This is a genomic window from Streptomyces sp. NBC_00846 (assembly GCF_045207325.1).
Taxonomy (GTDB): Bacteria; Actinomycetota; Actinomycetes; order Streptomycetales; family Streptomycetaceae; genus Streptomyces.
Genome location: NZ_CP108846.1, coordinates 4354200 through 4379676, shown reverse-complemented (window position 1 = coordinate 4379676; position 25477 = coordinate 4354200). Strand labels below are relative to the sequence as shown.

The window sequence follows — 25477 nt, the reverse complement described above, 5'->3', positions numbered from 1 at the left end:
CAGCAAACGTAACCGGCGGCGGCACGCACCGCGCCCCAACCCGTTCACATCGAACTAATTTTCGACAGAGGACTTCCTTGCTCACGGCGTCACCGAAAGTTATCCACGGAAGTTATCCACAGGGTGTTGATAAGACTTACCTACCCCGCGGGTCGCATCCGTCGATATCCGGCCACTCCCCCCACCCCGCCTGCGGCGCTCCCCATTTGCAGTCGGCCGAATCGCGCTCCGATCCCCCCTCGGTAAGCTGACGGCATGACAGGACAAGTACGCACCGTCGACGGCCGCGTGGCCGGTCGACGCGGACAGGCGACGCGGCAGAAGCTGCTCGACTGCCTCAGCGAGATGCTCAGTTCCTCGCCGTACCGGGACGTCAAAGTCATCGACGTGGCCCGGAAGGCGGGGACTTCACCCGCGACGTTCTACCAGTACTTCCCCGACGTCGAGGGCGCCGTCCTCGAAATCGCCGAAGAAATGGCCAAGGAGGGAGCCGGGTTGACCGAACTGGTCGCAGGCCGCTCCTGGGTCGGCAAGGCCGGCTGGCAGACCGCCGAAGAACTCGTCGAGGGATTCCTCGACTTCTGGCGACATCACGACGCGATCCTGCGCGTGGTCGACCTCGGGGCGGCCGAGGGCGACAAGCGTTTCTACAAGATCCGCATGAAGATTCTGAACTCGGTCACCAACTCCCTCACGGATTCGGTGAAGGAGCTCCAGGCCAGGGGCAAGGTCGACAAGGACGTGAGCGCCGCCGCGATGGCGGGTGCGCTGGTCGCAATGCTGGCCGCGGTCGCCTCGCACCAGAAGGGCTTCACGACCTGGGGCGTCAAGCAGGCCGAACTCAAGCCGAATCTCGCACTGTTGGTGCATCTGGGCATCACCGGCAAGAAGCCGACGAAGTAGCGCCGCGCCGGGCCCTTCCCGTACTGGGCACCGCGCGGTGATTCCGGGCGCCCCAGGTCCTGTCTCACCGACGGCGGACCACGCAGGTGGTCCGCCGTCGGCGCGCCCGGACCTTTCCGGCGATCGCCCCAACAGCCTTTCCTCCACACGGTGTTCGCGCACGCTGCGTTGACGCACACGGTGTTCGTGCACGCGGTGTTCGTGCACGCGGTGTTCGTGCGCCGTTTCCGAGCTGCGAATCCGACGCACCGATTCCGCCTCCGGCCGCCCCGGGCCGCTGCCTCCGGCCGTCTCAGGTCGTGTCGTCGTCCCGCCGTTCCAGCCGGAAGAGCCGGATCTCCCGCTCGATCCGTGCCTGGTATGCCGCGTACGGCGGCCAGAACTTCAGCGCCGTCTGCCACACCGCGTCCCGTTCCGCACCCTTCAGCAGCGTGGCGCGCACCGGAATCTCCCGGCCCTTCCAGTTGACGACGGCCGCGTCGGGACCGGCCAGCAGATTCGCGGTCCAGGCCGGGTGCCCCGTACGGCCGAAGTTGCTGCCGACCAGGATCCAGCTCTGCTCCGCCGCGTTGCCCTTTCCGGGCCCCGGTCCTCGCTCCGGCATGCAGGCCAGCGGAGTGGTCCTGAGCTGCCCGCTCCGCGCGCCCGGCACCGTCAGGATCAGCCCCGGCAGCATCCGGGCGCTGAGCAGCACCTTGCCGCGCGTGAGCCGGTGCACCGTACGGTCCATGGCGGGCACGACATACGGGGCGATCCTCGCGAACGTGCGGGTCGAGGAGACCTTCTGGATCAGCCGGACGCCGGGCGCCATCAGACCGCCACCTGCCCGGCCGAGCCCGGGGTGAACGGTTTCGGGGCGGCCGGTTCGGGTGCGGTGAAGAGCCCGGCCCGCTGGGCCGCATGGTCGCGGAGCCGGTGGACGGGGCCGAAGAGCAGTTCGTCGGCGGCGGCCCGCTTGAAGTAGAGATGCGCCTCGTGTTCCCAGGTGAAGCCGTTCCCGCCGTGCAGCTGGACGGCCTCGGCGGTGGTGATCCGCAGCGCCTCCAGGGCCTGGGCGAGAGCGAGCCCCCCGGCCGTGGCCGGATCCCAGGCCGCGTAGTACGCGGCGGAACGGGCCGCCTGCACCCGTACGTACAGATCCGCGAGGCGGTGCTTCACGGCCTGGAAGGAGCCGACCGCCCGGCCGAACCGCTCGCGCGCCTCGACGTGTGCGACGGCCCGCTCCAGTGCACCCGCCGCCGTCCCCACCGCCTCCGCCGCGAGCACGGCGGCGGCCCCCTGTCCGACCGCGGCGAGGGCGCCGGTCACGTCCGCGGTGTCGTCCGCGCCGAGTAGTTCGGCCTCCGTGTCGCGGAGTTCCACACGGGCCAGCGGGCGGGTCTCGTCCAACGAGGTCCGGCGGGTGCGGACGACTCCGGCCGCCGCGTCCGGGCGGACCAGGAAGAGGAGCGTACGGCTGCGCGGGAAGCCGCCGGCATGGGCCGCGACCAGGAGGAGCGCCGCGCTGTGTCCGTCGAGGACCTGGTCCGCCTCCCCGTACAGCCGCCAGCCCGCCCCGCCGCCGACCGGCCTCGCCTGGACGCCGCCCGCCCGGCCGCCACCCGCCCAGGCGCCGCCGGTCGGGTCACCGGTGAGGCCGAGCGCGGTGCCGAGCGAGCCGCCGGGGACGGCCGGCGTCGCGGTCAGTTCCCCGGCGGCGATGCGCGGCAGCAGGGCGGCGCGCTGGGCCCCGGTGCCGAGTGCGGCGATCAGGGGCGCGGCGAGTGCGGCGGTGGCGATCAGGGGTGACGGCAGCAGTCCGTGGCCGGTCTCCTCGCAGGCGACTGCGAGGTCGGCGAGGCCGCGGCCTACGCCTCCGTACTCCTCCGGGAGGGCGAGTCCGGGCAGCCCGAGGTCCTGGGCGAGCTGCCGCCACAGGGCCGCGTCGTACCCGTCGGCGGTCCGCACGGCGCTCCGGACGTCGTCGGGTCCGTCGTGTTCGGCGAGCAGTTCGCGCAGGGCGCGGCGGATCTCGTCCTGTTCCGCGGTGAAGGCGGCATCCATCGTCGGGCTCCTTCTCATCAGGGCGTTCGGCCTCTGATCTGACGGCCCGTCATGCTAGGGGTGAATCTTCGAGATGCCCAGAGCCGCGCACACCGGCAGCCCACCCGGCGCCCCGCCCGGCACCTCACCGCCCGGCCCCGCACCTCACTCCGTCACCCACTCGACGGCCCACCGAGCGCGCATCTGATGTACCGTCAGATTCATGCCTTCTTCCCACCGCAAGGTCGCTGTCGTCGGCATATCCCTCGCCGACTGCGGACGCGTCGACGAGGCCACGCCGTACGCCCTGCACGCCCAGGCCGCCCGCCGGGCCCTGGCCGATTCGGGGCTTGACCGGTCCGTCGTCGACGGTTTCGCCTCCGCCGGGCTCGGTACGCTCGCCCCGGTCGAGGTCGCCGAGTATCTGGGGCTGAAACCCACCTGGGTGGATTCCACCGCGGTCGGCGGCTCGACCTGGGAGGTGATGGCGGCCCATGCGGCGGACGCCGTCGCCGCCGGGCACGCCAATGCCGTACTGCTGGTGTACGGGTCGACGGCCCGGGCGGACATCAAGGCGGGCCGTCGGACTTCGAACCTCTCCTTCGGGGCGCGCGGCCCGCTCCAGTTCGAGGTGCCGTACGGGCACTCGCTGATCGCCAAGTACGCGATGGCCGCCCGCCGCCATATGCACGAGTACGGGACGACCTTGGAGCAGCTCGCCGAGGTGGCGGTCCAGGCACGGACGAACGCCGCGGCCAACCCGGACGCGATGTTCCGTGACCCGATCACCGTGGACGATGTGCTGTCGGGGCCGGTGATCGCGGACCCGTTCACCAAGCTGCACTGCTGCATCCGCAGCGACGGTGGCTGCGCGGTGCTGCTGGCCGCCGAGGAGTACGTACCGGACACGGCGAAGGAACCGGTGTGGATCCTCGGTGCCGGCGAGCACGTCTCGCACTCCACGATGTCCGAGTGGGACGACTTCACGGTCTCTCCCGCGGCGGTCTCCGGCCGGCTGGCGTTCGAACGAGCCGGGGTACGGCCGGGCGACATCGACCTCGCCGAAATCTACGACGCGTTCACCTATATGACGCTGGTGACGCTGGAGGACCTCGGTTTCTGCGCGAAGGGCGAGGGCGGCGCGTTCGTGGAGAAGGGCCGGACCGGCCTGACGGGCGAGCTGCCGGTCAACACGGACGGCGGCGGGCTGTCCGCCTGCCATCCCGGGATGCGCGGGCTGTTCCTGCTGGTGGAGGCGGTACGGCAGCTGCGCGGCGAGGCGGGCGATCGCCAGGTGCGCAGGGCCGGCGGCCGACTGCCGGAGCTGGCCGTGGCGTCGGGGACGGGCGGCTGGTTCTGCTCGTCGGGGACGGTGGTGCTGGGACGGGGGTGAGGGACCCCGGCATGCGCGGGGGCGATCCTTCGGACGTCCTGTCCGAGACGTCGTGCCCGGGACGTCGTGCCCAAGAGAGGTCGTGCCCAAGAGGTCGTGTCCAATAGGGCCATGAGTGATGCGCAGAAGACCTTCCGTGACGTCCTTCACGCCCAGCGCGTCTGGGATGTCGACCTGCCGGTCTTCGTCCCGGCCACCGCGCCGCCCGCCCCGCTCCCCCTCTTCCACCTGTGGTTCACCGAAGCCGTGGACGCGGGGCAGGTGGAGCCGCACACCATGACGCTGGCCACCGTCGACGCCGAGGGTCACCCCGACGTACGGACACTGATGCTGCACGACGCGGACGAGCGCGGCTGGCACTTCGCCACGCACCGCACCAGCGCGAAGGGCCGCCAGCTCGCCGCCCACCCGTACGCGGCGCTCGGCTTCTACTGGCCGGCCCAGGGACGGCAGGTACGGGTACGAGGCCCGGTCACCGCTTGCACGCCCGCCGAGAGCCGAGCCGATCTGCACGCCCGCTCGACCGGCGCGCTCGCGTCGGCGCTGGTCGGACGGCAGAGCGAGGTACTCGGCTCGTGCGAGGAACTGAACCGCGCCTCCGACGCGGCCTGGGAGCGGGCGCGGACGGAACCGGAGGCGGATGTAACGAGCTGGACGCGGTACGTGGTCGATCCGCACGAGGTCGAATTCTTCCAGGGTGACGCGAGGCGCCGGCACCTCCGGCTGCGATACCGCCGGCAGGCCGCCGTCTGGGAGCGGGAGCTGCTCTGGCCCTAGCGGGTGCGTCCCCAGGCCGTCGCAAGGGTCGTTCCCAGGTCGCCGTCAGCAAACGCGGGGCTGCTCGACTGCGCCGCTCCAAACCCACTCAGGTCTCTCCAGTCTCCTCACCTTCCTTACCCTCCTCGCCTCTCATATCTCCGCATTCCACGGGAAAGGGGCAAGATGGAAAGCACTAGGGCGACTGGGAGGCAACGATGAGCCGAATCCGTTCCCGCTACGCCCCGGACCGCGGGCTGACCACACGCATGGTGAGCACCATGTTCCTGATCGGCTTGCTGTACGTGGTCCTGGTCGGCGTGCTGCTCGCGGTGCTGCGCGGCGCCTGGCCGATCATTCTGATCCTCGTCGGCGGCATGTTCATCGCGCAGTTCTGGTTCAGTGACCGCATCGCGGCATTCAGCATGGGAGCCCGCGAGGTCACTCCGGAGGAGGCTCCCGAGCTGCACGGCACCATCGACCGGATCTGTGCCCTGGCCGACATGCCGAAACCGCGCGTGGCCATCGCCCAGAGCGACGTACCGAACGCCTTCGCGACCGGCCGCAACGAGAAGTCCTCTCTCGTCTGCGCCACCACGGGGCTCCTGCGCAGACTGGACCCCCCGGAGCTGGAAGGCGTGCTCGCGCACGAGATGTCGCACGTCGCGCACCGGGACGTGGCCGTCATGACGATCGCCTCGTTCCTCGGCGTGCTCGCCGGGATCATCACCCGCGTAGCCCTGTGGGGCGGCCTCTCCCGCAGCAGCCGGAGCAATGACCCCGTCGGCATCGTGGTCATGCTGATCCCGCTGATCAGCGCGGTCGTGTACGCCCTGAGCTTCCTGCTCACCCGGCTGCTCTCGCGCTACCGCGAGCTGTCCGCCGACCGCGCCGCCGCCCTGCTCACCGGCCGTCCCTCGGCGCTCGCCTCCGCCCTCACGAAGGTGACCGGTCAGATGTCCCGCATCCCGACCGAGGACCTGCGCAAGGCGGAGCCGTACAACGCCTTCTACTTCGTCCCCGCGTTCTCCTCCAAGGAGAGCCTGAGCCGGCTGCTCTCCTCCCACCCGACTCTCGAACAGCGCCTCGACCAGCTGGCCCGCATCTCCGCCGACCTCGCCCGCCCGTAAGGAGCGTCCATGGGTCTTCTCGACACCATCCTGGGCCGCAGCAAACCGGTCCGCCCCGACCTCGACCAGCTCTTCGCCGTGCCCTCCGCCGCCCTCACCCTCCAGGCGGGCGCCGGCTTCACCCCCACCGGCCTCGGCTCGGTCTGCTTCGCGGGCGTCGAGGGCGGCACCTTCGCCCGTATCCAGCAGGACGTACAGGAGCTCTTGGACGCCGACACCGACAAGGGCGGCATCCCGGTGGAGTTCAGTCAGGACAGCTACGGGTACACCTGGCTGCTCGCCCGCCAGTCCCCCGACGACGTGGCCTCTCTGGTCAACGACCTGCACGCGGTCAACACCCTGCTCCAGGACGGCGGCTTCGGGCCCCAGCTGCTCTGCTCACTGATCGCCTTCCGGGACACGCGGGACTGTCCGCTGGCGCTGGTCTATCTCTACAAGCGCGGCACGTTCTACCCGTTCGCGCCCTTGCCCGGCAGTGTCGAGAAGCGCGACAACCAGCTGGAGTTGCAGGCGAGGGCGGTACTGGGGGACGACCTCCGCATGGAGAAGGATCTGGCCCGGTGGTTCCCGGTGTGGGGGGCGCCGGGGCTGTGACGGGTCAGCGCAGAGGCCGGAAGACCGGCACCGTCTCGCGCCCCTCGTCCCGCCGGAAGGCCACCCGCAGCGCCATGCCGATCGCCAGGTCCGGCTCCTCGCACTCCACGATCTCCGTCATCATCCGCGGGCCCTCGGCCAGGTCGACGACGGCGGCGGTGTACGGCACGCGGGCGCCGAACGGCGGCAGGTCGTTGCGGTGGACGACGGACCAGGTGTAGAGCGTCGCGCCCCCGGTCGCCCGTTCCCAGCCGACGTCCTCGCTCCAGCAGTGCGGGCAGAACTCGCGGGGGTAGTGGTGGGCGCGCCCGCAGGCGCGGCAGCGGCGCAGCAGCAACTGCCCCTGGGCGGCGGCGTCCCAGTAAGGGCGGGTGAAGGCGTCAGGCTCGGGAAGGTCGAAACGTACGGCTGCCGGGGTCACAGGAAAAGTCCGATCGCGTCGTCGAGGGACCAGGTCTGCCAGGACATCGCGAACAGCGCGACGAGCGAGATGAGCGCCATCATCGCGTTCTGCCCCTGCTCGGCCCAGTCGTGGATCATCAGCACCAGGTAGAGGAGGTTGAGCAGGAGGCCGGCGACGAGCGCGACGGGTGTGAGGAATCCGGTGATCAGGCCGAGGCCCAGGGCGAGTTCGGCGTACACGACGAGGTAGGCCATGGCCTTGGGGCGCGGGGCAACGACCTGCCGGAAGCCCGTGCGTACGGCCGCCCACCGGTGCTTGCCCGCGACGTCGGCGGCCCAGGCAATGCCCGTACCGCGCTCGAACCACCCCTTCTTGTCCTTGTGCCGCCAGCTCTCCAGCCACCACAGGCCGAGGCCTATCCGGAGGACGGCGAGCCACTCGGCGCCACCGAGCCAGATCGTCTGCATGGGTCTCCCGCTCACTGGAACCAGAATCTGACGGTACGTCAGTTCACCTGATGGCGAGGCCTGCCGCAAGAGGCGTGCACAATCAACCGGCCCACGGAAGCGTTCAGGAACGCGCACGCGTGATCAATTCGCAATCGATTCCCCTCTTGACCGAGACCCATCAAGTAACTGCGCGATTACGCTCCGAACCATGCCCGACAGAGCACCTACCGCCGGTAGCCCCGCCCCTGCCCCGACCGACCTCACCGAGGACCGGCCCGTGTACGTCATCGGCGGCGGCCCGGGCGGTCTCGCCGCCGCGGCGGCCCTGCGCGAGCAGGGTGTACGGGCGGTGGTGCTGGAGAAGTCCGGGAACGTGGGCGCGTCCTGGCGCCGCCATTACGACCGGCTCCACCTCCACACGACCCGGCGCCGGTCCGCGCTGCCGGGGCTGGCGATGCCGCGCCGGTTCGGTCGCTGGGTGGCCAGGGACGACGTGGTGCGCTATCTGGAGAAGTACGTCGAGCACCACGAGCTGGAAGTGGTGACGGGCGTCGAGGTGTCCCGAATCGACCGGGCCCCGGACGGAGCCGGCTGGCAGCTGACCGCGAGCGGTGGCCGGATGCTGACCGGCCGGGCCGTCGTCGTCGCCACCGGCTACAACCACACCCCGCGCATCCCCGACTGGCCCGGGCGCGACACCTTCACCGGCGACCTCCTGCACGCCTCCGACTACCGCGATCCGGCCCCGTACACGGGCCGGGACGTCCTCGTCGTCGGCATCGGCAACACGGGCGCCGAGATCGCCGCCGACCTGGTGAAGGGCGGGGCGTCCCGGGTTCGGATCGCCGTGCGCACCGTGCCGCACATCGTGCGCCGCTCGACCGCGGGCTGGCCCGCCCAGGCGACCGGCATCCTGGTACGCAGGCTGCCGGTCCCTCTCGTCGACCGGGCCGGGCGCCTGATGGCCCGGATCGCCGTGCCCGACCTCGCCGCACAGGGGCTCCCGCGCCCCGACACCGGCCTGTACTCACGGGTCCGGGACGGTGCCATCCCGGTGCAGGACGTGGGACTGATCGACGCGGTGAAGGGTGGCCGGGTGGTACCGGTGGCAGCCGTCGAGTCGTTCGACGGGGACGCGGTGGTGCTGGCCGACGGGGACCGGATCACCCCGGACGCGGTCATCGCGGCGACGGGCTACCACCGGGCCCTGGAGAGCCTGGTCGGCCACCTCGGCGTCCTGGACACCCGGGGCCGGCCGGTGGCGCACGGCGCCCGCACGCCCAAGCAGGCCCCCGGCCTGTACTTCACCGGGTTCACCAACCCGATCAGCGGCATGCTCCGCGAACTGGCCCTGGACGCACGGAAGATCGCCAAGAGACTTTCACGCATCCGCTGACCGGCCACTCCGGGATCGGACCTCCGCACGGTCGTCAGGCCCATTTCCGGGTGGCGCATTCCGGGTGGCGCATTCCGGGTGGCGCGTTCCAGGTGGCGCATTCCGGGCGGGCGCCGGCCGAGATCGCCCACTCGCCGATGCTGAAGCCCTCGCTGCGGTCGCCGCGCCCGGCACCCCTCGCGTGCAAACGTGACAGACACCCCCTGCGATGTCACGTCCGCGCGCAGGGGGCGAAGGAGCAGGGGCCATTGCCGCGCGGAGAGGAGCGCCCGGGCCATGCCCGGAATCCGGAGTGGGTATCCGGACACCCGGACCTCTGGACACCCGGGCGTCCAGGCACCCAGGCGTCCAGGCGCCCAGGCACCCAGGCGCCCAGGCACCCAGATGCCGAAACACCCGAGCACCCGGGACATCAGTGCGTCCGGTTCAGGCTTTGCCTGCACACCCATTCCTGACGGGCCGTCAGTTCAGTAACCTGACAGAGTGTCAGCTTCAGGCTGGCCGGGCACGATCACCCGACGGACCCCGAGCAGGAGTGGGCGGAACGATGCTTGGATCGACTCACGGCACCCTCACCACCGACTTCCGCGCCAGGGTGGTGGCCTGCGGCGAGGAGCCGTATGCCATCGTCCACAGCATGGCGGCCGCCGCCGCGGAGGGCGATCTCGATGTCAGCGGCCGCCCGCTGCACGCGTCCGTGCCGGATCTGGACCGGTTCTTCCGGCCCGAGTCCGTGGCTGTCATCGGCGCCTCCGACACCGAGGGGCGGCCCAATACCGGGATCACCCGGCAGCTGATCGGCTGGGCCGAGCGGGTCGGGGCGCGGCTGCATCCGGTGCATCCCAGCCGGAAGTCCGTGTTCGGGCGGGCCTGTTCTCCTTCTGTCGCGGACCTGCCGGAGCAGGTCGATCTGGCGGTGCTGCTGGTCGGCGATCCGCTCCCGGTGGTCGAGGAACTCGCTCAGGCCAAGGTGAAGTTCGCCGTCGCCTTCGCCTCCGGGTTCGCCGAGACCGGCGAGGAGGGCGCTGCCGCCCAGGAGCGGCTGGCCGCGGCGGTGGAGCGGTCCGGGCTGCGGCTGCTCGGGCCGAACACCAACCTCAACGCCTTCGAGAAGTTCCGCGACGATCTGGACGGGCCGGCGATCGCGCTGATCACCCAGTCCGGTCACCAGGGTCGCCCCGTCTACGCCCTTCAGGAGCTGGGCGTGCGGCTCTCGCACTGGGCGCCCACGGGCAACGAGGCGGATCTGGAGACCGCCGACTTCATCTCGTACTTCTCGCAGCGTCCCGAGGTCGGGGCCATCGCCTGTTACGTGGAGGGGCTCAAGGACGGGCGTTCCTTTCTGCTGGCCGCCGACCGGGCGGCGCGGGCCGGCGTTCCGGTGGTGGCGGTCAAGGTGGGGCGTACGGAGGCGGGCGCCAGGACGGCCGCGTCACACACCGGCAAGCTGACCGGCGCCGACCAGGTGGTGGACGCGGCGATGCGGCAGTTCGGCGTGATCCGGGTGGACGGGCTCGACGAACTCCAGGACACCGCGGCCCTGCTGGCCCGGGCCCGAAAGCCGCAGGCCGACGGCGTCGTCGTGTATTCGATCTCGGGCGGCACGGGCGCGCACTTCTCGGACCTGGCGACCGGCGCGGGGCTGAGGCTTCCCACTCTGTCCCAGGAGAAGCAGCGCGAGCTGCACGAGTGGATTCCCGGCTATCTGAACGTGGCGAACCCGGTCGACAACGGCGGCCATCCGGTCGGCGACTGGCGCGGCCGGAAGATCATCGACGCGATCCTCGCCGACCCCGCCGTCGGCGTGCTGATCTGCCCGATCACCGGCCCCTTCCCCCCGATGAGCGACAAGCTCGCGCAGGACCTGGTGGACGCGGCGGAGACCACGGACAAGCTGGTGTGCGTGGTGTGGGGCTCGCCCGTCGGTACGGAGGACGCGTACCGCACGACGCTGCTCGGCTCGTCGCGCGTCGCCACCTTCCGTACCTTCGGCAACTGCATCACCGCCGTGAAGGCCTATCTGGACCACCACCGGTTCGCCGCCTCGTACCGCTCGCCCTTCGACGAGGCGCCGCGCACGCCGTCGCCCTCGTTCCGCAAGGCGCAGGCACTGATGCGCCCGGGCCGACAGCTGAGTGAGCACGCGGCGAAGCAGCTGCTGCGGGCGTACGGAATCCGCGTTCCGCGCGAGCAGTTGGTGACCAGCGCGGCGGCGGCCGTCCGGGCCGCGGGGCAGGTCGGCTACCCGGTCGTCATGAAGGCCTCGGGCGCCCGGCTCGCCCACAAGACCGAGCTCGGCCTGGTCAAGGTCGGGCTCACCTCCGCCAGCCAGGTGCGGGACACGTACCGCGAACTGACCGACATCGCGCGGTACGAGGGTGTCGAGCTGGACGGGATCCTGGTCTGCCAGATGGTCGAGCGGGGCGTCGAGATGATGGTCGGTGTCACGCAGGACGCGTTGTTCGGACCGACGGTGACGGTCGGGCTCGGTGGCGTACTGGTCGAGGTGCTGCACGACGCGGCGGTACGGGTGCCGCCGTTCGGCGAGGACCAGGCGCGCTCGATGCTCGGCGAACTGCGCGGCCGGGCCCTGCTGGAGGGCGTACGCGGCGGTCCGCCGGTGGACGTGGACGCGCTCGTCGAGGTCGTGCTGCGGGTGCAGCGGATGGCCCTGGAACTGGGCGACGACCTCGCCGAACTCGACATCAACCCGCTGATGGTGCTCGGGCGGGGGCAGGGCGCGGTGGCGCTGGACGCGCTCGCCGTCTGCCGCTGACCTGTCCCGCCGTTTCCCCGGCCACCCACCCAGGAGTTGCCTCATGCCGTCCTCCCCCGAAGACACCGCCGACCCGTCCGGGTCGCCTGAATCATTGATACTCCACACCACTGACAACGGCGTCTCCCGGATCACGCTGAACCGCCCCGAAGCGATGAACGCCCTCACCTGGGACCAGCGCGAACGCGTCATCGGCCTGCTCTCCGAGGCCTCCGCCGACCCGGCGGTCCGGGCCGTCGTCCTCACCGCCACCGGCCGCGGTTTCTGCGCGGGCGCCGACCTGCGCGGGGCCCCCGTGACCGGCGACCGGGTGCCGGGGGATGTGGCCCGTACGATCCGGCTCGGCGCGCAGCGGCTGATCGCCGCGGTCCTGGACTGCGAGAAGCCGGTCGTTGCGGCCGTCAACGGCACGGCGGCGGGCATCGGCGCCCACCTCGCGTTCGCCTGCGATCTGGTGCTGGCCGCCGAGTCGGCGAAGTTCATCGAGGTGTTCGTGCGCCGCGGGCTCGTACCGGACGGCGGCGGCGCGTATCTGCTGCCGCGCCTGATCGGCCCGCAGCGCGCCAAGGAGCTGATGTTCTTCGGCGACTCGCTCCCGGCGCGGGAGGCGGAGCGTCTGGGTCTGGTCAACCGGGTGGTCCCGGACGAGGAACTGACGGCGACGGCCCACGCGTGGGCCCAGCGCCTGGCCGCCGGCCCGACTCGCGCGATCGCCCTCACCAAGCAGTTGGTGAACGCCTCCCTGGACTCCGACCGCGCGACGGCGTTCGCGGCGGAAGCAATGGCCCAGGAGATCAATATGACGACACAGGACGCCAACGAGGGCATAACAAGCTTCGTGGAACGGCGTACGCCGAAGTACCGGGGGCTTTGAGGACTCCGGGGGCGTTCACGTCATCCCCCACCGCTACGGAGAGGCTCCTGCAATCTGTGCGGCCGGGACCCGCTGGTCGGCGGGTCCCGGCCGCAGTCCACCTACTTCTCGGAGAAGACGTCCTCGACCGATGTGGCAGTGGGAGCACGCAGGAGCCAGCGGCTCAGAGCGTCAAGGTCCGTGCAGCCTGTGATGCGTTCGCGCGCCTCGTCGGGTACGTCGATACCGGCCTGTGCGAGGAGGAGCAGGATGCTCCTCGCGATGCCATCCGCGCGTCCCTCGTCCCGGATCTCCTCCGAGAGGGATGACTTGTAGAAAGAAAGGTCCACGGCCACCAGGTTCCTCCACTGTTGTGCGGCCGGGCGATTGCCCAGGCCCTGTGCGGTGAGTTCGACGATGGGGTCGGCGATGGTTTCCGGTACGTCGCGCAGAGCGGTCGACAGCGTTTTCAGTATGGCACCGATGTCCGGATCGCCTGCGTGTGTGATCGCGGCCAGCGTGGCCAGCGCCAGGTCCTTGCGGGCCTCGGCCACATCCGTGATCACCGGCATGTTGTGCGGGCCCGCAACGAGGGCTTGCAGGGTGAGCACGGGTAATTGCGGGTGGCCGACGGTGAACGGGCGCGTCGCCCATTCGGCGGTGGCTCGGTCCTGGCAGACGACCAGCAGCATGGGCGGCAGTTTGTACTTCGCCTGTAGGTAGGACAGGTAGTACATCCAGCTCGCCGGTTTATCCGGGTCCTTCTTGCCCTGCGCCTCGATCGCCAGGAGGTAGGACCGGTCGTCCTCCATGTCGATGCGCAGCAGGGTGTCGACACGGCGTTCGAGAGGCCGGTTCTCGGTGAGGTCGGTGGGCATGACGGTGGCTGAGGCGGGTGGGCCGATCTCGACCCCCAGCACCTCGGAGACGCGGGAGAACAGGCCCGGGTACTCCTGGAAGATGCGGTGCATCGCCTCGTGGGACGAGCTGACCATGTGGGTTTCCTAGAGTTGTTGAGCGGTCGGAGGGGAGTTGTCGGTCTGGCAGTCGGAGCACTCTCCTGGCTCCGCCGCACGGAATGCCCGGTCGCAGCCCTCGCAGTTCTGCAGCGGGATCGGCCGGGGCGGGGTATCGGCCGGGGCCCGGAATGGCGGCGGTGACGGAAGCCGGGCGGTGAGCCGGTGAGCGAGGAGACCGGCGGGGCGGCGCATCCCCTCGGGTGGAAGGTCGGTGGTCAGGGCGTGCTGTACGGCGGCGGGACCGGCCTCGCGCTCCAGCCATGCGGCAACCCCCGGGGCCAGGGCGTCCACGTCCTGCGCGGAGAGCAGCAGGCGCGGGTCCTGATGGTGCAGCCCGGCGAGCAGGTCGGTGGCGGTCCGGAGGAGGGACACGGCGGGGAAGGCCGGCTTCGGTACGAGCAAGGGCGCGGGCTCACGACGGGGCGCAGGCTTGGCGTGGGTCCGGGACCTGGCCGGATGCGCGTCGCCGGCCTCGGGCTCGCTACAGGGCCGGACGGGCGCGGGCGGACGGATCGTCCGCTGCGGGCAGTCGCGGCCCGGCAAAGCGTCCGTGCGCCGCTGGTCCGAAGGCTGGTTGCAGGAGACCGTGCGGGTGACGATCCGGCCGTTGGACAGGCGCGTCCGGGTGCGTCGCAGATAGCCGTGGGCTTCGAGTTCGCGTAACGCTGCGGCGATCCGGGCCTCGCTCTCCGGGAAGCGGCCGACGAGATCCTTGATGCCGATCCCCGCCCCGGCAGGCAAGGACTGGATGTGCGCGGCGAGCCCGATCGCGGTGAGGGAGAGCTCGCGGTGCTGGGTGAGGTGGTTGCCCACGACCGTAAAACGGCTGCTGTGCCGGGAGTTGTCGTGCACGACACCGGACGAGGCGTGCGAGGGCACGCTAATCTGCTGGGTATCCATCGGGAAGCGATCTCTTCCTCGTTGGTCAGGCCCTCGATCGGGATGCCCGTCCCGGCCGAGGGCCGTCGCATGTCTGGGGTTGATTGTCGCGGCGAGCATATGTCAGCAACCCAGCCCGGAATCCAGATCAGTTGGACAATCTCACCCGTGTGGGTGACGGCAGGTGGGGTGGGTTCGGGAAGGTTCATTGCCCAAGGTATTCAAGGCTTTTGATGTCCCACGGCGCCGCGTCGCGGACCACCGGATCGTGGATATCCGCGACCCGGTGGCGGCGGTCACGGTACGAGGTCGAGTTCGACCCAGATGGCCTTACGGGGGAAGGGCCCTGGACTGACACCCCAACGGTCGGCGAGCGCCTCGACGATGAGCAGACCGCGCCCGGATTCGCTGTCGCCGTCCGGGACGGCCGTGCCGCCCGGACCGGGTGGAAGTCGCTCGCCACGGGCGTCACTCACCTCGATCCGCAGGAGCGCGCCGCCGTCGTGGATCGTGAGGTCGAGCCGGAAGTCCCTGCCCGGTACGCGGCCGTGCACCATGGCATTGGCGGCCAGTTCGGCGACGATCTGCGCGGCCGACTCCGACGGGATCCCCCACTCGCCCAGATACGCGACGGTGAGCAGCCGGGCCAACCTGGCCCCCCGGCGGGTGGGCGAGAGCAACACGGTGAACGTGCGGCTGTGGGCGGGGGGTTGAGGGAGGGTGATTTCTTGTTTCACGTCACTCAGCGTGGTCGGGCACGCATACGCTGACCAGTGATCGACTGGATGCGTACGGTGACTGTCCGGTGGTTGTCCGGAGCTGTCCGGGCTGTCCGGAGGGGGCGTGCGGGTAGAGGGCGTCGAGGTGTGACGGCACGTCGGAGGTGGCGCGGATGCGGGTGGATGCGAACGGTACGGAGCAGTCCGGGGGCGAGGCGGACGAGCCCGGTTGGGAGGTCGACCCCGACGACGAGTCGGGTGCGGCCGTCGTCGCCACGGTGGGGCGGCAGTTGAGGCTGCGCCGGGAGATGGCCGGGATGCGGGCCGCCGAGTTCGGTGTGGCGATCGGGTACGGGGAGGACCAGGTCTACAAGGTCGAGGCCGGGAAACGGATTCCGCGCCAGGAGTATCTGGACAGGGCGGACGAGGTGCTGGGAGCGGGTGGGCTGATCGCCGCAATGAAGAAGGACGTGGCGGAGGTCCGGTACCCGAAGAAGATTCGGGATCTGGCGCGGATGGAGGCGCGGGCGGTCGAGCTGCTGTCGTACGGCGAACACAACCTGCACGGTCTCCTACAGACGGAGGAGCACGCTCGGGCGTTGCTGAGGACGAGACGTCCAGCCCTGTCGGACGACGAAGTGGAGCGTGGTGTCGCAGCCCGCATGGCCCGGCGCTCCATCTTCGACCGCTCGCCGGCCCCCGAGCTGAGCTTCGTCCAGGAAGAGGCGACGCTCAGCCGCCCCACTGGAGGCAAGATGGTGCTGCGCAGGCAGCTGGAACACCTCCTGGAGGTAGGACAGTTGCGCAACGTCGAAATTCAGGTGATGCCGACCGCCTATTGGGATCATCCTGGGACAGGTGGGCGGATCCAGATGCTGAAGTTCGAGGACGGCACGGCAGTCGGGCGCTCTGATGACGAGTTCGGCGGTCGTCCCGTCTCCAGCCCGAAGCAGCTACGGATCCTTGAACTCCGCTATGGCATCATCCGGGCGGAGGCTCTCAGCGCACGGGAGTCGCTGGCCTTCATCGAGCGAGCGCTGGGAGAGACATGATCCGGAAGACCTCCGCTGGGGACGGCTCCGAGTTGGCGTGGTTCAAGAGCAGCTACAGCGACAGCAGCAACCCCAACGACTGCGTCGAGGTCGCCACCACCCCCAGCACCGTCCACGTCCGCGACTCGAAGAACGCGCAGGGCCCCCGGTTCGCCGTAGCCCCCGCCGCGTGGGCGCACTTCGTGACGTACGCCGCCGGTAGCTGACCCTGAAGACTCGCCCCGGCCCCGGCCCGGGCGGGTTCGGGGTGCGCCTCAGCCCGGCTCAGCGGCGGGACTCGCGGCCTTTGGCGCCCGGAACCCTCTTCCCTCGCCCTTCCTATCTGACGTGTCGTCAGTTTCAATGGGGAGCGTGATGGGACACGCAGGCATGGCCGCCACCGCCGTCCGGTACCTCAGGTCCGTCGGCGCCGCCACCACCGCAGGGACGGCGCCGGTCGACCCACTGCCGCGCCCGGATCTTCGGGCCGTCGCCGACGGCGAGCGGCTGCCGGTCGACCCGGCCGAATTCCGCCGCGTACTGGGGCACTTCGCGAGCGGGGTCACCGTCGTCACCGCGCACGATCCGGACGACGCGGAGGGTCCGGCGGGCTTCGCCTGCCAGTCGTTCGCGTCGCTCTCGCTCGACCCGCCGCTGGTCACCTTCATGGTCGCCCGTACGTCGACTACCTGGCCGCGCATCGCCCGTGCCGGGGCCTTCTGCGTCAACATCCTGGGCGCGGACCAGGGTGCGCTGTGCCGGAGCTTCGCGGTGAGCGGGGCCGACAAGTTCGCAGGGGTGGCGTACGAGGCGGCTCCCGCAACCGGATCGCCGCTGCTGGACTCCGTACCGGCCTGGATCGACTGCCGCATCCAGGCCGTCCACACCGGGGGCGACCATCTGATCGTGGTGGGCCGGGTGGAGGCGCTGGGGGCGGCGGACGGGGGCGATCCGCTGCTGTTCCACCGGGGGATGTTCGGGCAGTTCGGGCCGCTCGGCGGGTGAACGTTCACCGTGCCCTGACGGTCGCAGCACCTCTCCGCCTGAGACCGGTCGGCACTGTCAGCCGAGTCCCGCGGCGGCGCCCGAAGGCTCTGTGCTCCGGTCATGTCGCCCGCCCCTGCACTTGGGGCACAGGCACGGCGGCATGAGGCCAGTAGCGAGAGGCTCCCCGCCCTCACCCTCGTACAGGGTTCGTGGCTTGGTCTGAGTGCCGTCGGCTCTCACCGTGTAAGCGCTGATGCGGATGGACATGACGACCATGTTCCGGATCGATCACGACCATTGCGGCGACGTTCAAGGCGTCCCTCGGGCGTCATGTCGGTGCCACCCCAAGGGCGTCAAACCGGTGTCATTGGAGGCGTGACGTGGCTACCCTCGGATCATGACGACTCCGGCCGAGCGGGAGCGAATCCCCAACGACGTGCTGACGTCCGTGCGCAAGTCGATGAACCTCAGCCAAGACGAGTTCGCCCGGGGCTTACGCGGCGCAGGCGAGGAGTTGGGGGAGCCGAACCACGCCTCCAAGCGACTCGTGCAACGCTGGGAGTCCGGGGAGACCAGGACATGCCGCCCGCTGTATGCGCGGGCACTGAAGCGGTTCACCGGCCGTATCCCTGAGTCACTGGGGTTCGCGATCCCGATGGCACGCGTCCACTCGGACGGGGCAGGAGGCCACGACATGGAGGCTGGGGAAGTCGGCACGGCTGACGCTGCCACAAGCCCGGAGCCAGGGCTGCAGAGCGAGTACGCGGGCATCTGGCTGTCCCGGTACGAGTTCTACTCGTCCAGCCGTGACGAGACGTTCGACTGCAAGCACCACGTCGTGATCGTCCAGCACGGCAACCGGCTGACAGCCCAGAGCCTGCCTGGAGCGTCGACCAACCCGGACAGCCCGTTGTCTCTGGATCTCACCGTTGATCGGAACGTCGTCACTGGTACGTGGACCGAGCAGACGGCGACTGACGGGTACTACCAGGGCGCCCGGTACCACGGTGCGATTCAGCTACTCATCGAGCCGACGGGCCGACGTATGGCGGGCAAGTGGGTCGGGTTCGGCAAGGACTTCGATGTGAACACGGGCCCGTGGGAGCTGCGCCTACTCGACCGATCGACAGGCCACGCGAGCATCGAGCGGTACTCGACGGCACCGGAGTGAGGGATCGGGCGCTCCCCTGTGGGACCGCCCCGTACGGGCGCCTTGCCGCCGAATCCGCCCCGCCCGGTTGGAAACTGGCAGAGAGCGCAAGACCTGATTTCAAGTTCCCCAAAGCATCACCATGCGAACTCCGCGTGGAGCGGGTCGATGAGGAGGCCGGGCAGAGAGTTGAAGGCGGCACCACCGATGATCGTCACGAAAGTGACGACGGCAACGATCCAGGCACGGTGAACGCGCCGGCGGGAGCGCCGGCCGGGGGCTGCGGGGGTGGCCTGCCGGTCGTCGTCCCGCGCGGCGCTTTCGGTTGCCTGGGTCACGTCACTCAGCATCGGGTCGCGACATGCCTCCTCACGAGTGGCCGGAGGGCCACCCTTCGCAGGGATCGGGCCACGCACCGCGGTCGCTCCCAGCACTGTGCGTACGATCACCTGTCGGTCGGCGGCCGTACGCCGCGCCGTCGTTGCACACCGAAGTCTTCGCCACACACCGAACCGGGGGATCTCATGCAGTGGGTAGCACGCCAGCAGTTCCACCACCGCTCCGCGCTGATGCAGGGCTGGGGCGCCGTGCTTCTGATCGTTGCCTGCGCCCTGTGGATCTGGCTGGGCTTCCTGCTGGTGGAACAGCAGGACGCGTACTGCTACCGGGTCACGAACGACTGCGAGATGATCACCGAGTGGCCGAAGCAACTGGCCATTCTGGGGATCTCCGCGCCCTTGTCCGTGTGCGGCGCGGCGCTGCTCGTCGGCGGCAGTGTGCGCAGGCAGACGAGCGCCCATGTCTTCCAGGTCATCGAGATGCAGCGGTCCGAGGAGCGCTCCCGGAGCAAGTAGTCAGGGCCGCCACGGCCCAGGCGCACCCCGCCCCCACCGCGTACCAGAACAGGTCGGGTGCGTTGAAGGTCGAGCCGAGCACCAGCCGCGCCACCGCGCTGTGCCGGGAGAGTTCCGCGGGCAGCCCGGTCAGTTGCAGCAGCTCGACCGCCCAGCTGAACGCGAGCGCCGCCCCGGCCGTGACGGCCGGCCGCGCACGCGGGGCGATCACGGTGGCCAGGGCGAAGATCAGCACGGTGTAGAGCGCGTCCCCGGTGTACTTGGCGACGGCACCGTCCGCGACCGCCCTGACCCCGAGCCCGGCGGCGACGGTCAGCGCCGCGGCCCCGGCCGCGACCGCGCGGGCCCGCAGAGCCGTCCGCGCCGCCCGGGGCACGACCGTCTCCGGCCCTCCCCCGGTCATCCGATCCGCTCCAGCCGCCGGATCGGCCGGGCCGCCAGCAGCACCGCCACCACCACCATGTTGATCACCGCTCCGGCCAGCAGTACCTCCGGTGCGCCCACCCGGTCCGCGACCGGTCCGGCCAGCGCCCGGCCCGCCGCCAGCATCAGCAGCGAGCCCGCCACGTCGTACGCGTGCAGCCGGTTCAGCGCCTGCGGCGGCACGTGGGTCTGCACCGTCGTCGACCACATCACCAGCCAGAACGCGAACGCCGCTCCCGCCACGAACTGCCCCACCCCGAGCGCGGACACCGGCATTCCGAGGCCCAGCACCACCAGGTTCACACAGACCGCGGTCAGCGCCACGGCCCCCGCCGCGAGCGGGCGGCGCGGTCTCAGGCGCAGGGCGAGCAGGCCACCGGCGACGCTGCCCGCGCCGTTCACCGCCATCATCACGCCGTACGTCCCCGAGCCGTGCGCCTCGGTGACCTCGACCGCGGTGAGCGGAAGCATCGGGCCGAGCACCGCGAAGCCGTACACCGTCCAGATCGCGATCACCCCCCACAGCCAGCTCCGGGCCCGGAACTCCCGCCACCCGTCGACCAGTTCGGCGACGAAGGTGCCGTGCCGAGCCTCGTCCGCAGGGGGCGGGGCCAGCCGCAGCAGGAACAGGCACAGGCCGGAGACCAGGAACGTCGACGCGTTCGCCGCGTAGACCGCCCCGGCGCTGGCGAATCCGACGAGCATGCCCGCGAAGGCCGGGCCCGCCATGGTCATCAGCGCCTCGGAGACCCGGAGCACCGCGTTGGCGCGCTGCACGTCCGAGGCGACCCGTGGCACGGTCGACGCGACGCCCGGCTGGAAGAGCGCGGCGCCCACACCGGCCACCGCGCTGAGCGCGTACACCGCCCACAGCGGCGGGTTGCCGGTGGCGAAGGAGACCGCCAGCACCGAGGCCCCGACCAGCCGCAGCGCATCGGCGATGATCATCATCCGGCGGGGGGTGAACCGGTCCGCCAGTACACCGCCGAAGAGCACGAAGAGGGCCAGCGGTCCCATCCAGGCCGCGAGCGCGAACCCCACCGACGAGTGCGGCCGGCCCGCCCCCAGCAGGCCCGCGGTGAGCGCCACCGGGATCATGCCGTCACCGAAGAGCGCGGCGGTACGGGCGACGAAGAAGAGCCGGAAGTTACGGTTCCAGAGCTCGGCCGGCCGGCCGCGGCCGATCAGCTCCGGATCCGGGCCCGGGCCTGGAATTGGACCCGGAATTGGGCCCTGGCCCTGGCCCCGGCCCCGGCCAGGGATAGGGGTCGAATCCGATATACGGGGCGACGGGGACGGTACGCTCGCGCGCTCCGTGGCGGGAATGCGCGGGTACTCCGCTGACTTTTCCTTCACGGCAGTGACATGTACCAGCTGGAGGTCTATACCAGCTAGGGATGAAGGGAGTCCGCCCGTGCCGCACCGCATCGCAGTCCTGGCCCTCGACGGGCTGCTCCCCTTCGAACTGGGCATCCCCCAAAGGATCTTCGGCCGTTCGCTCGGTTCGGATCCGCGCACCAAGGGCCGCAATCTCTATGAAGTCGTGACCTGTTCCGTCCGCCCGCCGGGCCCGGTCCGCACCGACGCGGACTTCACGATCACCGTGGAACACGGTCCGGAGGCCCTGGCCACCGCCGACACGGTCGTGATCCCCGCCAGTTACGAACTGGGCCCCGCCTACGCGGAGGGCAGGCTCACCGACGAGCTCGCCGCCGCGTTCGCGCACATCAGGCCGGGCACCCGGATGGTCTCCATCTGCACGGGCAGTTACGTGCTGGCCGCAGCCGGATATCTCGACGGGCGGCCCGCCACCACGCACTGGTCCTCCGCCGACCATTTCCAGCGGCTCTTCCCGAAGGTCCGCGTCGACCCGGACGTCCTGTTCATCGACGACGGCGACGTCCTGACCTCCGCCGGGGTCGCCGCCGGAATCGACCTCTGCCTGCACATCGTGCGCCGCGACCACGGCACCGCCGTCGCCAATGACGTCGCCCGCCGCACGGTCGTACCCCCGCACCGGGACGGCGGGCAGGCGCAGTACATCCAACGCCCCGTGCCCGAGACGCAGTTCGCGGCCACCACCACCGCACGTGCCTGGGCGCTCGGACGGCTGGAACGGCCGATCCTGCTGCGCGACATGGCGCAGCAGGAGTCGATGAGCGTACGGACGTTCACCCGCCGCTTCCGGGAGGAGGTCGGGGTCAGCCCCGTCCAGTGGCTTACCCGGCAGCGGGTCGAACGGGCCCGGCAACTGCTGGAGTCGACGGACCTGTCGATCGACCAGGTGGCGCGGAACGCGGGCTTCGGGACACCCACCTCGCTGCGGCAGCACCTCCAGGCGGCGCTGGGGGTGTCCCCGACGGCTTACCGGCGAACGTTCCGGGCGGGGAGGGCATAGGCGGCCCCCTCCGGCACGGCGACGTCGACCGCCGCGCCCGTCTCGCACGCGCGCACGGCCGGGCCCGCGGAGCGAGACGCGGCACGCCGGACCGGCTTCGGTCGTGTGCAGGCCTTCCGTCGGATCACGGTGGCCCTTGTGGGCTGGGCCGGGTGCGGCGGCGTGAGGAGCCGCGGAGGTGCAGGACCGCCGGAACGGTCAGGGCGCCAGGGGGTGGTGGCGGGGCGGTGGGAGAAAGGAGGGAGACCAGGGCCGTCACCGCGGTCTCGGCGATCGTCGTGGGGCGCAGGGTCACGGTGCTCACCGGCGGATCGTTCTCGGCGTAGGCCGGGTCCTCGCTGGCGCAGACGAGGAGGAGGTCGTCGGGGATACGCAGGCCGTGGCGGGCCGCTGCGGCCAGGACCTGGCGGCCGCCGGGGTCGTAGACCGTGTAGACCGCGTCGCAGGCACGGGCGGCGAAGACCGCGTCGAAGCCGTGGCCCGGGGCGTCGTACGGGTCGAAGGTGAGGAGCAGTGGCGTCCGGCCGTGCTCGTGGCACCACTGCTCGTACGCGCGGGTCACGGCCCGGGTGTAGTGCTCGTCGCCGTACCCGGCGTGCAGGGCGATCCGCCGGGCGCCCGAGGCCGCCAGGTGGCCGAGGACCTCGCGGGTGGTGGCGGTGTGGTCGTTGTCGACCCAGACGTCCCCGGGCCTCGGATCGACGGGCCGGCCGTCGAAGACGAGCGGGATGCCTCGGGCGCGCAGGGCACGCAGCACCGGGTCGCCTGCGGGGCTGTCGAGGAGCAGCATGCCGTCCACGGTGAGGGTGTGCCACGGCGCCTCGGCCCCGCGGGCTGCGGGGAGGATGGTCAGGGCGTAGCCGTGGGCGTGCGCGGTGGCGGTGGCGGCGGTCAGGAGCCGGGCGAAGTACGGGACTTCGAGGAAGTTCCAGGCCGATCCGGCGTAGGTCGTGACGGCCACGCCCAGGGTCCCCCCGGTCCGTGGGGTCCACCGGGCGCCGTAGCCGAGCGCGGTGGCCACCTCGCGGACCCGGCGGCGCGTGGCGTCGGCGAGCCGGCCGGTTTCGTTGAGAGCGTGCGAGACGGTGGCGGTGGAGACCTCCGCCGCGCGGGCGACATCGGCGAGGGTGGGCCCTGACATGGCGCCATCGTATGGATTGCCGTGCGGATTCCGTCGTCCAGGGTGGGTTCTGGTTACGGCGTTAATCAATGAGGGTCCGGCCACAGCAATGCAGCCCAACCCTTGGAGTGGTCATGACTTCTTCTTTCGCTCGGCGGAGCGTGCTCGCCGCGGGCGCGGCCGGACTGGTGGGTGCGGCCGGACTGGTGGGTGCGGCGGCAGGCCCCGCGGCCGCCGCGCAGCGGGGCGCCGCGCACCGCCGTGCCGCGGCCCTGGTCATCCACAACGCACGGGTGTTCACCGGGCTCCCCGGCGCCCGACCCGTCGAGGCCGTGGCCGTCGGGCACGACGGCCGGATTCTCGCCACCGGCCGGGGCCGCGAACTGCACCACCTCGCCGGGCGGGACACCGAAATCGTCGACGCGCGCGGGGCGACCGTGATGAGCGGCATCCACGACGGCCATGTGCACCCGCTCGGCGCGGGCGAGCGTTCGCTGCGCCCCTCCCTGGAGGGCGCCGAGACGACCGCCGAGGAACTCCTGGCGATCCTCACGGGTTTCCTCAAGGACACGCCCGGCCAGGAGCCCGACGGCTGGCTGGTGGTCTCGGACTGGAACCCGATCGGGCTGCTGCCGCGTGGCACTCTTCCCCACCACTCCCTGCTCGACACCCTTCCCACCCGACGCCCGATCGCCCTCCTCGGGAGCGACGGCCACAACACCTGGGTCAACGGCCGCGCCCTGGAGATCGCCGGCATCACCGCGGCGACCCCCGATCCGGTGGCCGGAAAGATCGTGAAGGGGCCGGACGGGAAGCCCAGCGGGGTGCTCAAGGACGACGCACAGCCCCTGGTGACCCGCCACATCCCGGAGCCGAGCGAGGCCGATCTGGTCGCCGCCTGCTCGCGGGTCCTCGCCCAGGCGGCGGCCTCCGGGGTGACCACGATGATGGACGCGAATGTCGGGCAGAGCGGGTTGTCGACGTATCAGGCTCTGGCGAACGCGGGGACGCTGCTGCAGCGGATCGTCCCCGCGATCGGGATCGACGCAGACCTGGCGAAGGACCCGAAGGCGGCGCTCGCGTACGCGACCGGGCTGCAGCGCTCCTTCCGTAACGTACCTGGGCTGCGGTTCGGGACGATCAAGGTGTTCCTCGACGGGGTGATCGAGTACCCGGCGCAGACGGCGGCGCTCCTGGCGCCGTATCTGGACGACTCGGGGCACCCGACGGACAACCGCGGTGAGTTGTATGTCTCTGGACAGGATTACGGGCAGCTGACCGCGGCCTTCAACCGGGCCGGCTGGCAGATGCATGCCCATGGGCTCGGTGACCGCGCGGTGCGCTCGGCGCTCGACGGGTACGCGTACGCCCGGCGCGCGACCGGGCTGCGCGGTGCCCGGAACACCATCGCTCACCTCCAGCTGGTGGACCCGGCGGATCTGGGGCGGTTCGCCGCACTGGACGTGGTGGCCTGCATGCAGCTCCAGTGGGCGGAACAGGACACGTGGACGATGGACGCCCTCCTGCCGTACATCGGGCCCGAGCGGCACCGGTGGATGTACCCCGCCCGCTCCCTGGAGCGGCACGGGGCCCGGCTCTCGGGCGGCTCGGACTGGCCGGTGGACCCGCTCCAGGTGTGGAACCAGATCCGTACGGCGATCGACCGCACGGGCGCGGAGGGCGACGGGCCGCTCTACCAGGAGCTGGAGGGGCTGAGCCGTACGTCGGCGCTGCGCATGCACACGCACGGGACGGCATGGCAGCTGCGCATGGACCAGCTGACGGGAACAGTCCGGCCCGGTCTGGCCGCGGATCTGATCGTTCTCGACCGTGATGTAACGGAATGCCCGGTGGCGGACATCAGTGACACCCGTGTCGAGCTGACCCTGGTGGGCGGCCGGGTCGTCCACGACGCGCACACCTCGGCGGGACGGGCCGCGGCCGCGCGACTCGACCGGGCCGCCACCGCGCCCCGCCCGTCGGCATACGCGGCGGTGCACGGCGGACGACACAGCGCCTGCGGCCACGGCGACGACCGGCCTTAGCGGTCCTTGGCTCCGCGCCCCTGCTCGGCGAACGGCGCCCGTTCGGGTTACGCCCCGCACGGAACGCCGTCCGGCAGGGGCGGCCGCACCGGCCGCTCACTTCCCGCTGCCCCCACGCCACCGGCCCGGCGGTGTCTCACCGCCGGGCCGGTGGCGCGCCGCAGCTCCGCCCCACGG

Annotated in this window: 25 protein-coding genes and 1 pseudogene; 15 read left to right on the top strand and 11 right to left on the bottom strand. The window is 71.0% G+C overall.

Features of this window, described 5'->3' with window-relative positions:
- Window positions 1-255: 255 nt before the first annotated feature.
- Complete coding sequence (locus OG936_RS20230) at window positions 256-903, top strand: TetR family transcriptional regulator (protein WP_406496442.1); 648 nt, start codon at window positions 256-258, stop codon at window positions 901-903.
- A 292-nt stretch (window positions 904-1195) separates the two neighbouring features.
- Here the strand turns inward: OG936_RS20230 and OG936_RS20225 are convergent, their stop codons facing one another.
- The gene (locus OG936_RS20225) at window positions 1196-1714 is read right to left on the bottom strand and encodes a nitroreductase family deazaflavin-dependent oxidoreductase (protein ID WP_406496440.1); all 519 of its coding nucleotides are present in this window, start codon (window positions 1712-1714) and stop codon (window positions 1196-1198) included.
- On the bottom strand, window positions 1714-2946 hold the full coding sequence (locus OG936_RS20220) for an acyl-CoA dehydrogenase family protein (RefSeq protein WP_406496439.1): 1233 nt from the start codon (window positions 2944-2946) through the stop codon (window positions 1714-1716). The genes OG936_RS20225 and OG936_RS20220 overlap by 1 nt, the downstream gene beginning before the upstream one ends.
- A gap of 202 nt (window positions 2947-3148) precedes the next feature.
- On the opposite strand from OG936_RS20220, the gene OG936_RS20215 reads away from it, so the two are divergent.
- The 4 genes from OG936_RS20215 to OG936_RS20200 all read left to right on the top strand — a co-directional run bounded on the left by OG936_RS20215 (window position 3149) and on the right by OG936_RS20200 (window position 6798).
- Window positions 3149-4318, top strand: a complete 1170-nt coding sequence (locus OG936_RS20215) for a thiolase C-terminal domain-containing protein (RefSeq protein WP_383758645.1) — start codon at window positions 3149-3151, stop codon at window positions 4316-4318.
- A gap of 111 nt (window positions 4319-4429) precedes the next feature.
- Window positions 4430-5095, top strand: coding sequence for a pyridoxal 5'-phosphate synthase (locus tag OG936_RS20210; RefSeq protein WP_406496438.1), 666 nt, complete (start codon window positions 4430-4432; stop codon window positions 5093-5095).
- A gap of 197 nt (window positions 5096-5292) precedes the next feature.
- Complete coding sequence (htpX, locus tag OG936_RS20205; protein WP_406496436.1) at window positions 5293-6204, top strand: zinc metalloprotease HtpX; 912 nt, start codon at window positions 5293-5295, stop codon at window positions 6202-6204.
- Between the two features lie 9 nt (window positions 6205-6213).
- Window positions 6214-6798, top strand: coding sequence for a hypothetical protein (locus OG936_RS20200; RefSeq protein ID WP_406496435.1), 585 nt, complete (start codon window positions 6214-6216; stop codon window positions 6796-6798).
- Window positions 6799-6802: 4 nt separating this feature from the next.
- Here OG936_RS20200 and OG936_RS20195 read toward each other — a convergent pair whose 3' ends face one another.
- Window positions 6803-7219: a Zn-ribbon domain-containing OB-fold protein gene (locus tag OG936_RS20195; protein ID WP_406496434.1), complete on the bottom strand. Its 417-nt coding sequence runs from the start codon at window positions 7217-7219 to the stop codon at window positions 6803-6805.
- Window positions 7216-7668, bottom strand: a complete 453-nt coding sequence (locus OG936_RS20190; RefSeq protein ID WP_383758636.1) for a DoxX family membrane protein — start codon at window positions 7666-7668, stop codon at window positions 7216-7218. Before OG936_RS20190 ends, OG936_RS20195 begins: the two co-directional genes overlap by 4 nt.
- A gap of 190 nt (window positions 7669-7858) precedes the next feature.
- On the opposite strand from OG936_RS20190, the gene OG936_RS20185 reads away from it, so the two are divergent.
- The 3 genes from OG936_RS20185 (at window position 7859) to OG936_RS20175 (ending at window position 12696) form a co-directional block, all read left to right on the top strand.
- Entirely contained in the window at window positions 7859-9046 is a 1188-nt protein-coding gene (locus tag OG936_RS20185; protein ID WP_406496432.1) for a flavin-containing monooxygenase, read from the top strand.
- A 547-nt stretch (window positions 9047-9593) separates the two neighbouring features.
- Window positions 9594-11822, top strand: a complete 2229-nt coding sequence (locus OG936_RS20180) for an acetate--CoA ligase family protein (RefSeq protein WP_406496430.1) — start codon at window positions 9594-9596, stop codon at window positions 11820-11822.
- 43 nt (window positions 11823-11865) lie between these two features.
- Window positions 11866-12696: an enoyl-CoA hydratase/isomerase family protein gene (locus OG936_RS20175; RefSeq protein WP_406496428.1), complete on the top strand. Its 831-nt coding sequence runs from the start codon at window positions 11866-11868 to the stop codon at window positions 12694-12696.
- Window positions 12697-12797: 101 nt separating this feature from the next.
- Here OG936_RS20175 and OG936_RS20170 read toward each other — a convergent pair whose 3' ends face one another.
- From OG936_RS20170 to OG936_RS20160, 3 genes are all read right to left on the bottom strand, one after another.
- Window positions 12798-13670, bottom strand: coding sequence for a hypothetical protein (locus tag OG936_RS20170; RefSeq protein WP_406496427.1), 873 nt, complete (start codon window positions 13668-13670; stop codon window positions 12798-12800).
- Window positions 13671-13679: 9 nt separating this feature from the next.
- Entirely contained in the window at window positions 13680-14594 is a 915-nt protein-coding gene (locus tag OG936_RS20165) for a helix-turn-helix domain-containing protein (RefSeq protein WP_406496426.1), read from the bottom strand.
- Window positions 14595-14869: 275 nt separating this feature from the next.
- Window positions 14870-15310, bottom strand: coding sequence for an ATP-binding protein (locus OG936_RS20160; protein WP_406496424.1), 441 nt, complete (start codon window positions 15308-15310; stop codon window positions 14870-14872).
- A gap of 155 nt (window positions 15311-15465) precedes the next feature.
- On the opposite strand from OG936_RS20160, the gene OG936_RS20155 reads away from it, so the two are divergent.
- The 4 genes from OG936_RS20155 to OG936_RS20140 all read left to right on the top strand — a co-directional run bounded on the left by OG936_RS20155 (window position 15466) and on the right by OG936_RS20140 (window position 18481).
- On the top strand, window positions 15466-16344 hold the full coding sequence (locus OG936_RS20155) for a helix-turn-helix transcriptional regulator (protein ID WP_406496422.1): 879 nt from the start codon (window positions 15466-15468) through the stop codon (window positions 16342-16344).
- On the top strand, window positions 16341-16550 hold the full coding sequence (locus OG936_RS20150) for a DUF397 domain-containing protein (protein ID WP_406496420.1): 210 nt from the start codon (window positions 16341-16343) through the stop codon (window positions 16548-16550). The genes OG936_RS20155 and OG936_RS20150 overlap by 4 nt, the downstream gene beginning before the upstream one ends.
- Before the next feature lie 163 nt (window positions 16551-16713).
- On the top strand, window positions 16714-17328 hold the full coding sequence (locus OG936_RS20145) for a flavin reductase family protein (RefSeq protein WP_406500521.1): 615 nt from the start codon (window positions 16714-16716) through the stop codon (window positions 17326-17328).
- A gap of 379 nt (window positions 17329-17707) precedes the next feature.
- On the top strand, window positions 17708-18481 hold the full coding sequence (locus OG936_RS20140) for a helix-turn-helix domain-containing protein (protein ID WP_406496419.1): 774 nt from the start codon (window positions 17708-17710) through the stop codon (window positions 18479-18481).
- A gap of 119 nt (window positions 18482-18600) precedes the next feature.
- On the opposite strand, the pseudogene OG936_RS20135 reads toward OG936_RS20140, so the two are convergent.
- Window positions 18601-18810, bottom strand: a pseudogene (locus OG936_RS20135) (MFS transporter); the annotation flags it as partial.
- 174 nt (window positions 18811-18984) lie between these two features.
- On the opposite strand from OG936_RS20135, the gene OG936_RS20130 reads away from it, so the two are divergent.
- Entirely contained in the window at window positions 18985-19314 is a 330-nt protein-coding gene (locus OG936_RS20130; protein ID WP_406496417.1) for a hypothetical protein, read from the top strand.
- Here the strand turns inward: OG936_RS20130 and OG936_RS20125 are convergent.
- Together OG936_RS20125 and OG936_RS20120 are read right to left on the bottom strand one after the other, a co-directional pair.
- Window positions 19271-19717: a DUF2809 domain-containing protein gene (locus OG936_RS20125; RefSeq protein ID WP_406496415.1), complete on the bottom strand. Its 447-nt coding sequence runs from the start codon at window positions 19715-19717 to the stop codon at window positions 19271-19273. The two genes, OG936_RS20130 and OG936_RS20125, sit on opposite strands and share 44 nt — an antisense overlap.
- On the bottom strand, window positions 19714-20952 hold the full coding sequence (locus OG936_RS20120) for an MFS transporter (RefSeq protein WP_406500520.1): 1239 nt from the start codon (window positions 20950-20952) through the stop codon (window positions 19714-19716). The genes OG936_RS20125 and OG936_RS20120 overlap by 4 nt, the downstream gene beginning before the upstream one ends.
- 199 nt (window positions 20953-21151) lie before the next feature.
- Here OG936_RS20120 and OG936_RS20115 point away from each other — a divergent pair, with 199 nt between their 5' ends.
- The gene (locus OG936_RS20115) at window positions 21152-22135 is read left to right on the top strand and encodes a GlxA family transcriptional regulator (protein ID WP_406496414.1); all 984 of its coding nucleotides are present in this window, start codon (window positions 21152-21154) and stop codon (window positions 22133-22135) included.
- A 124-nt stretch (window positions 22136-22259) separates the two neighbouring features.
- Here the strand turns inward: OG936_RS20115 and OG936_RS20110 are convergent, their stop codons facing one another.
- Complete coding sequence (locus OG936_RS20110) at window positions 22260-23276, bottom strand: LacI family DNA-binding transcriptional regulator (RefSeq protein WP_406496413.1); 1017 nt, start codon at window positions 23274-23276, stop codon at window positions 22260-22262.
- 113 nt (window positions 23277-23389) lie between these two features.
- Here OG936_RS20110 and OG936_RS20105 point away from each other — a divergent pair, with 113 nt between their 5' ends.
- Window positions 23390-25300 (top strand): amidohydrolase, encoded by a 1911-nt coding sequence (locus tag OG936_RS20105; protein ID WP_406496412.1) that lies wholly within the window; start codon window positions 23390-23392, stop codon window positions 25298-25300.
- Window positions 25301-25477: the final 177 nt, after the last annotated feature.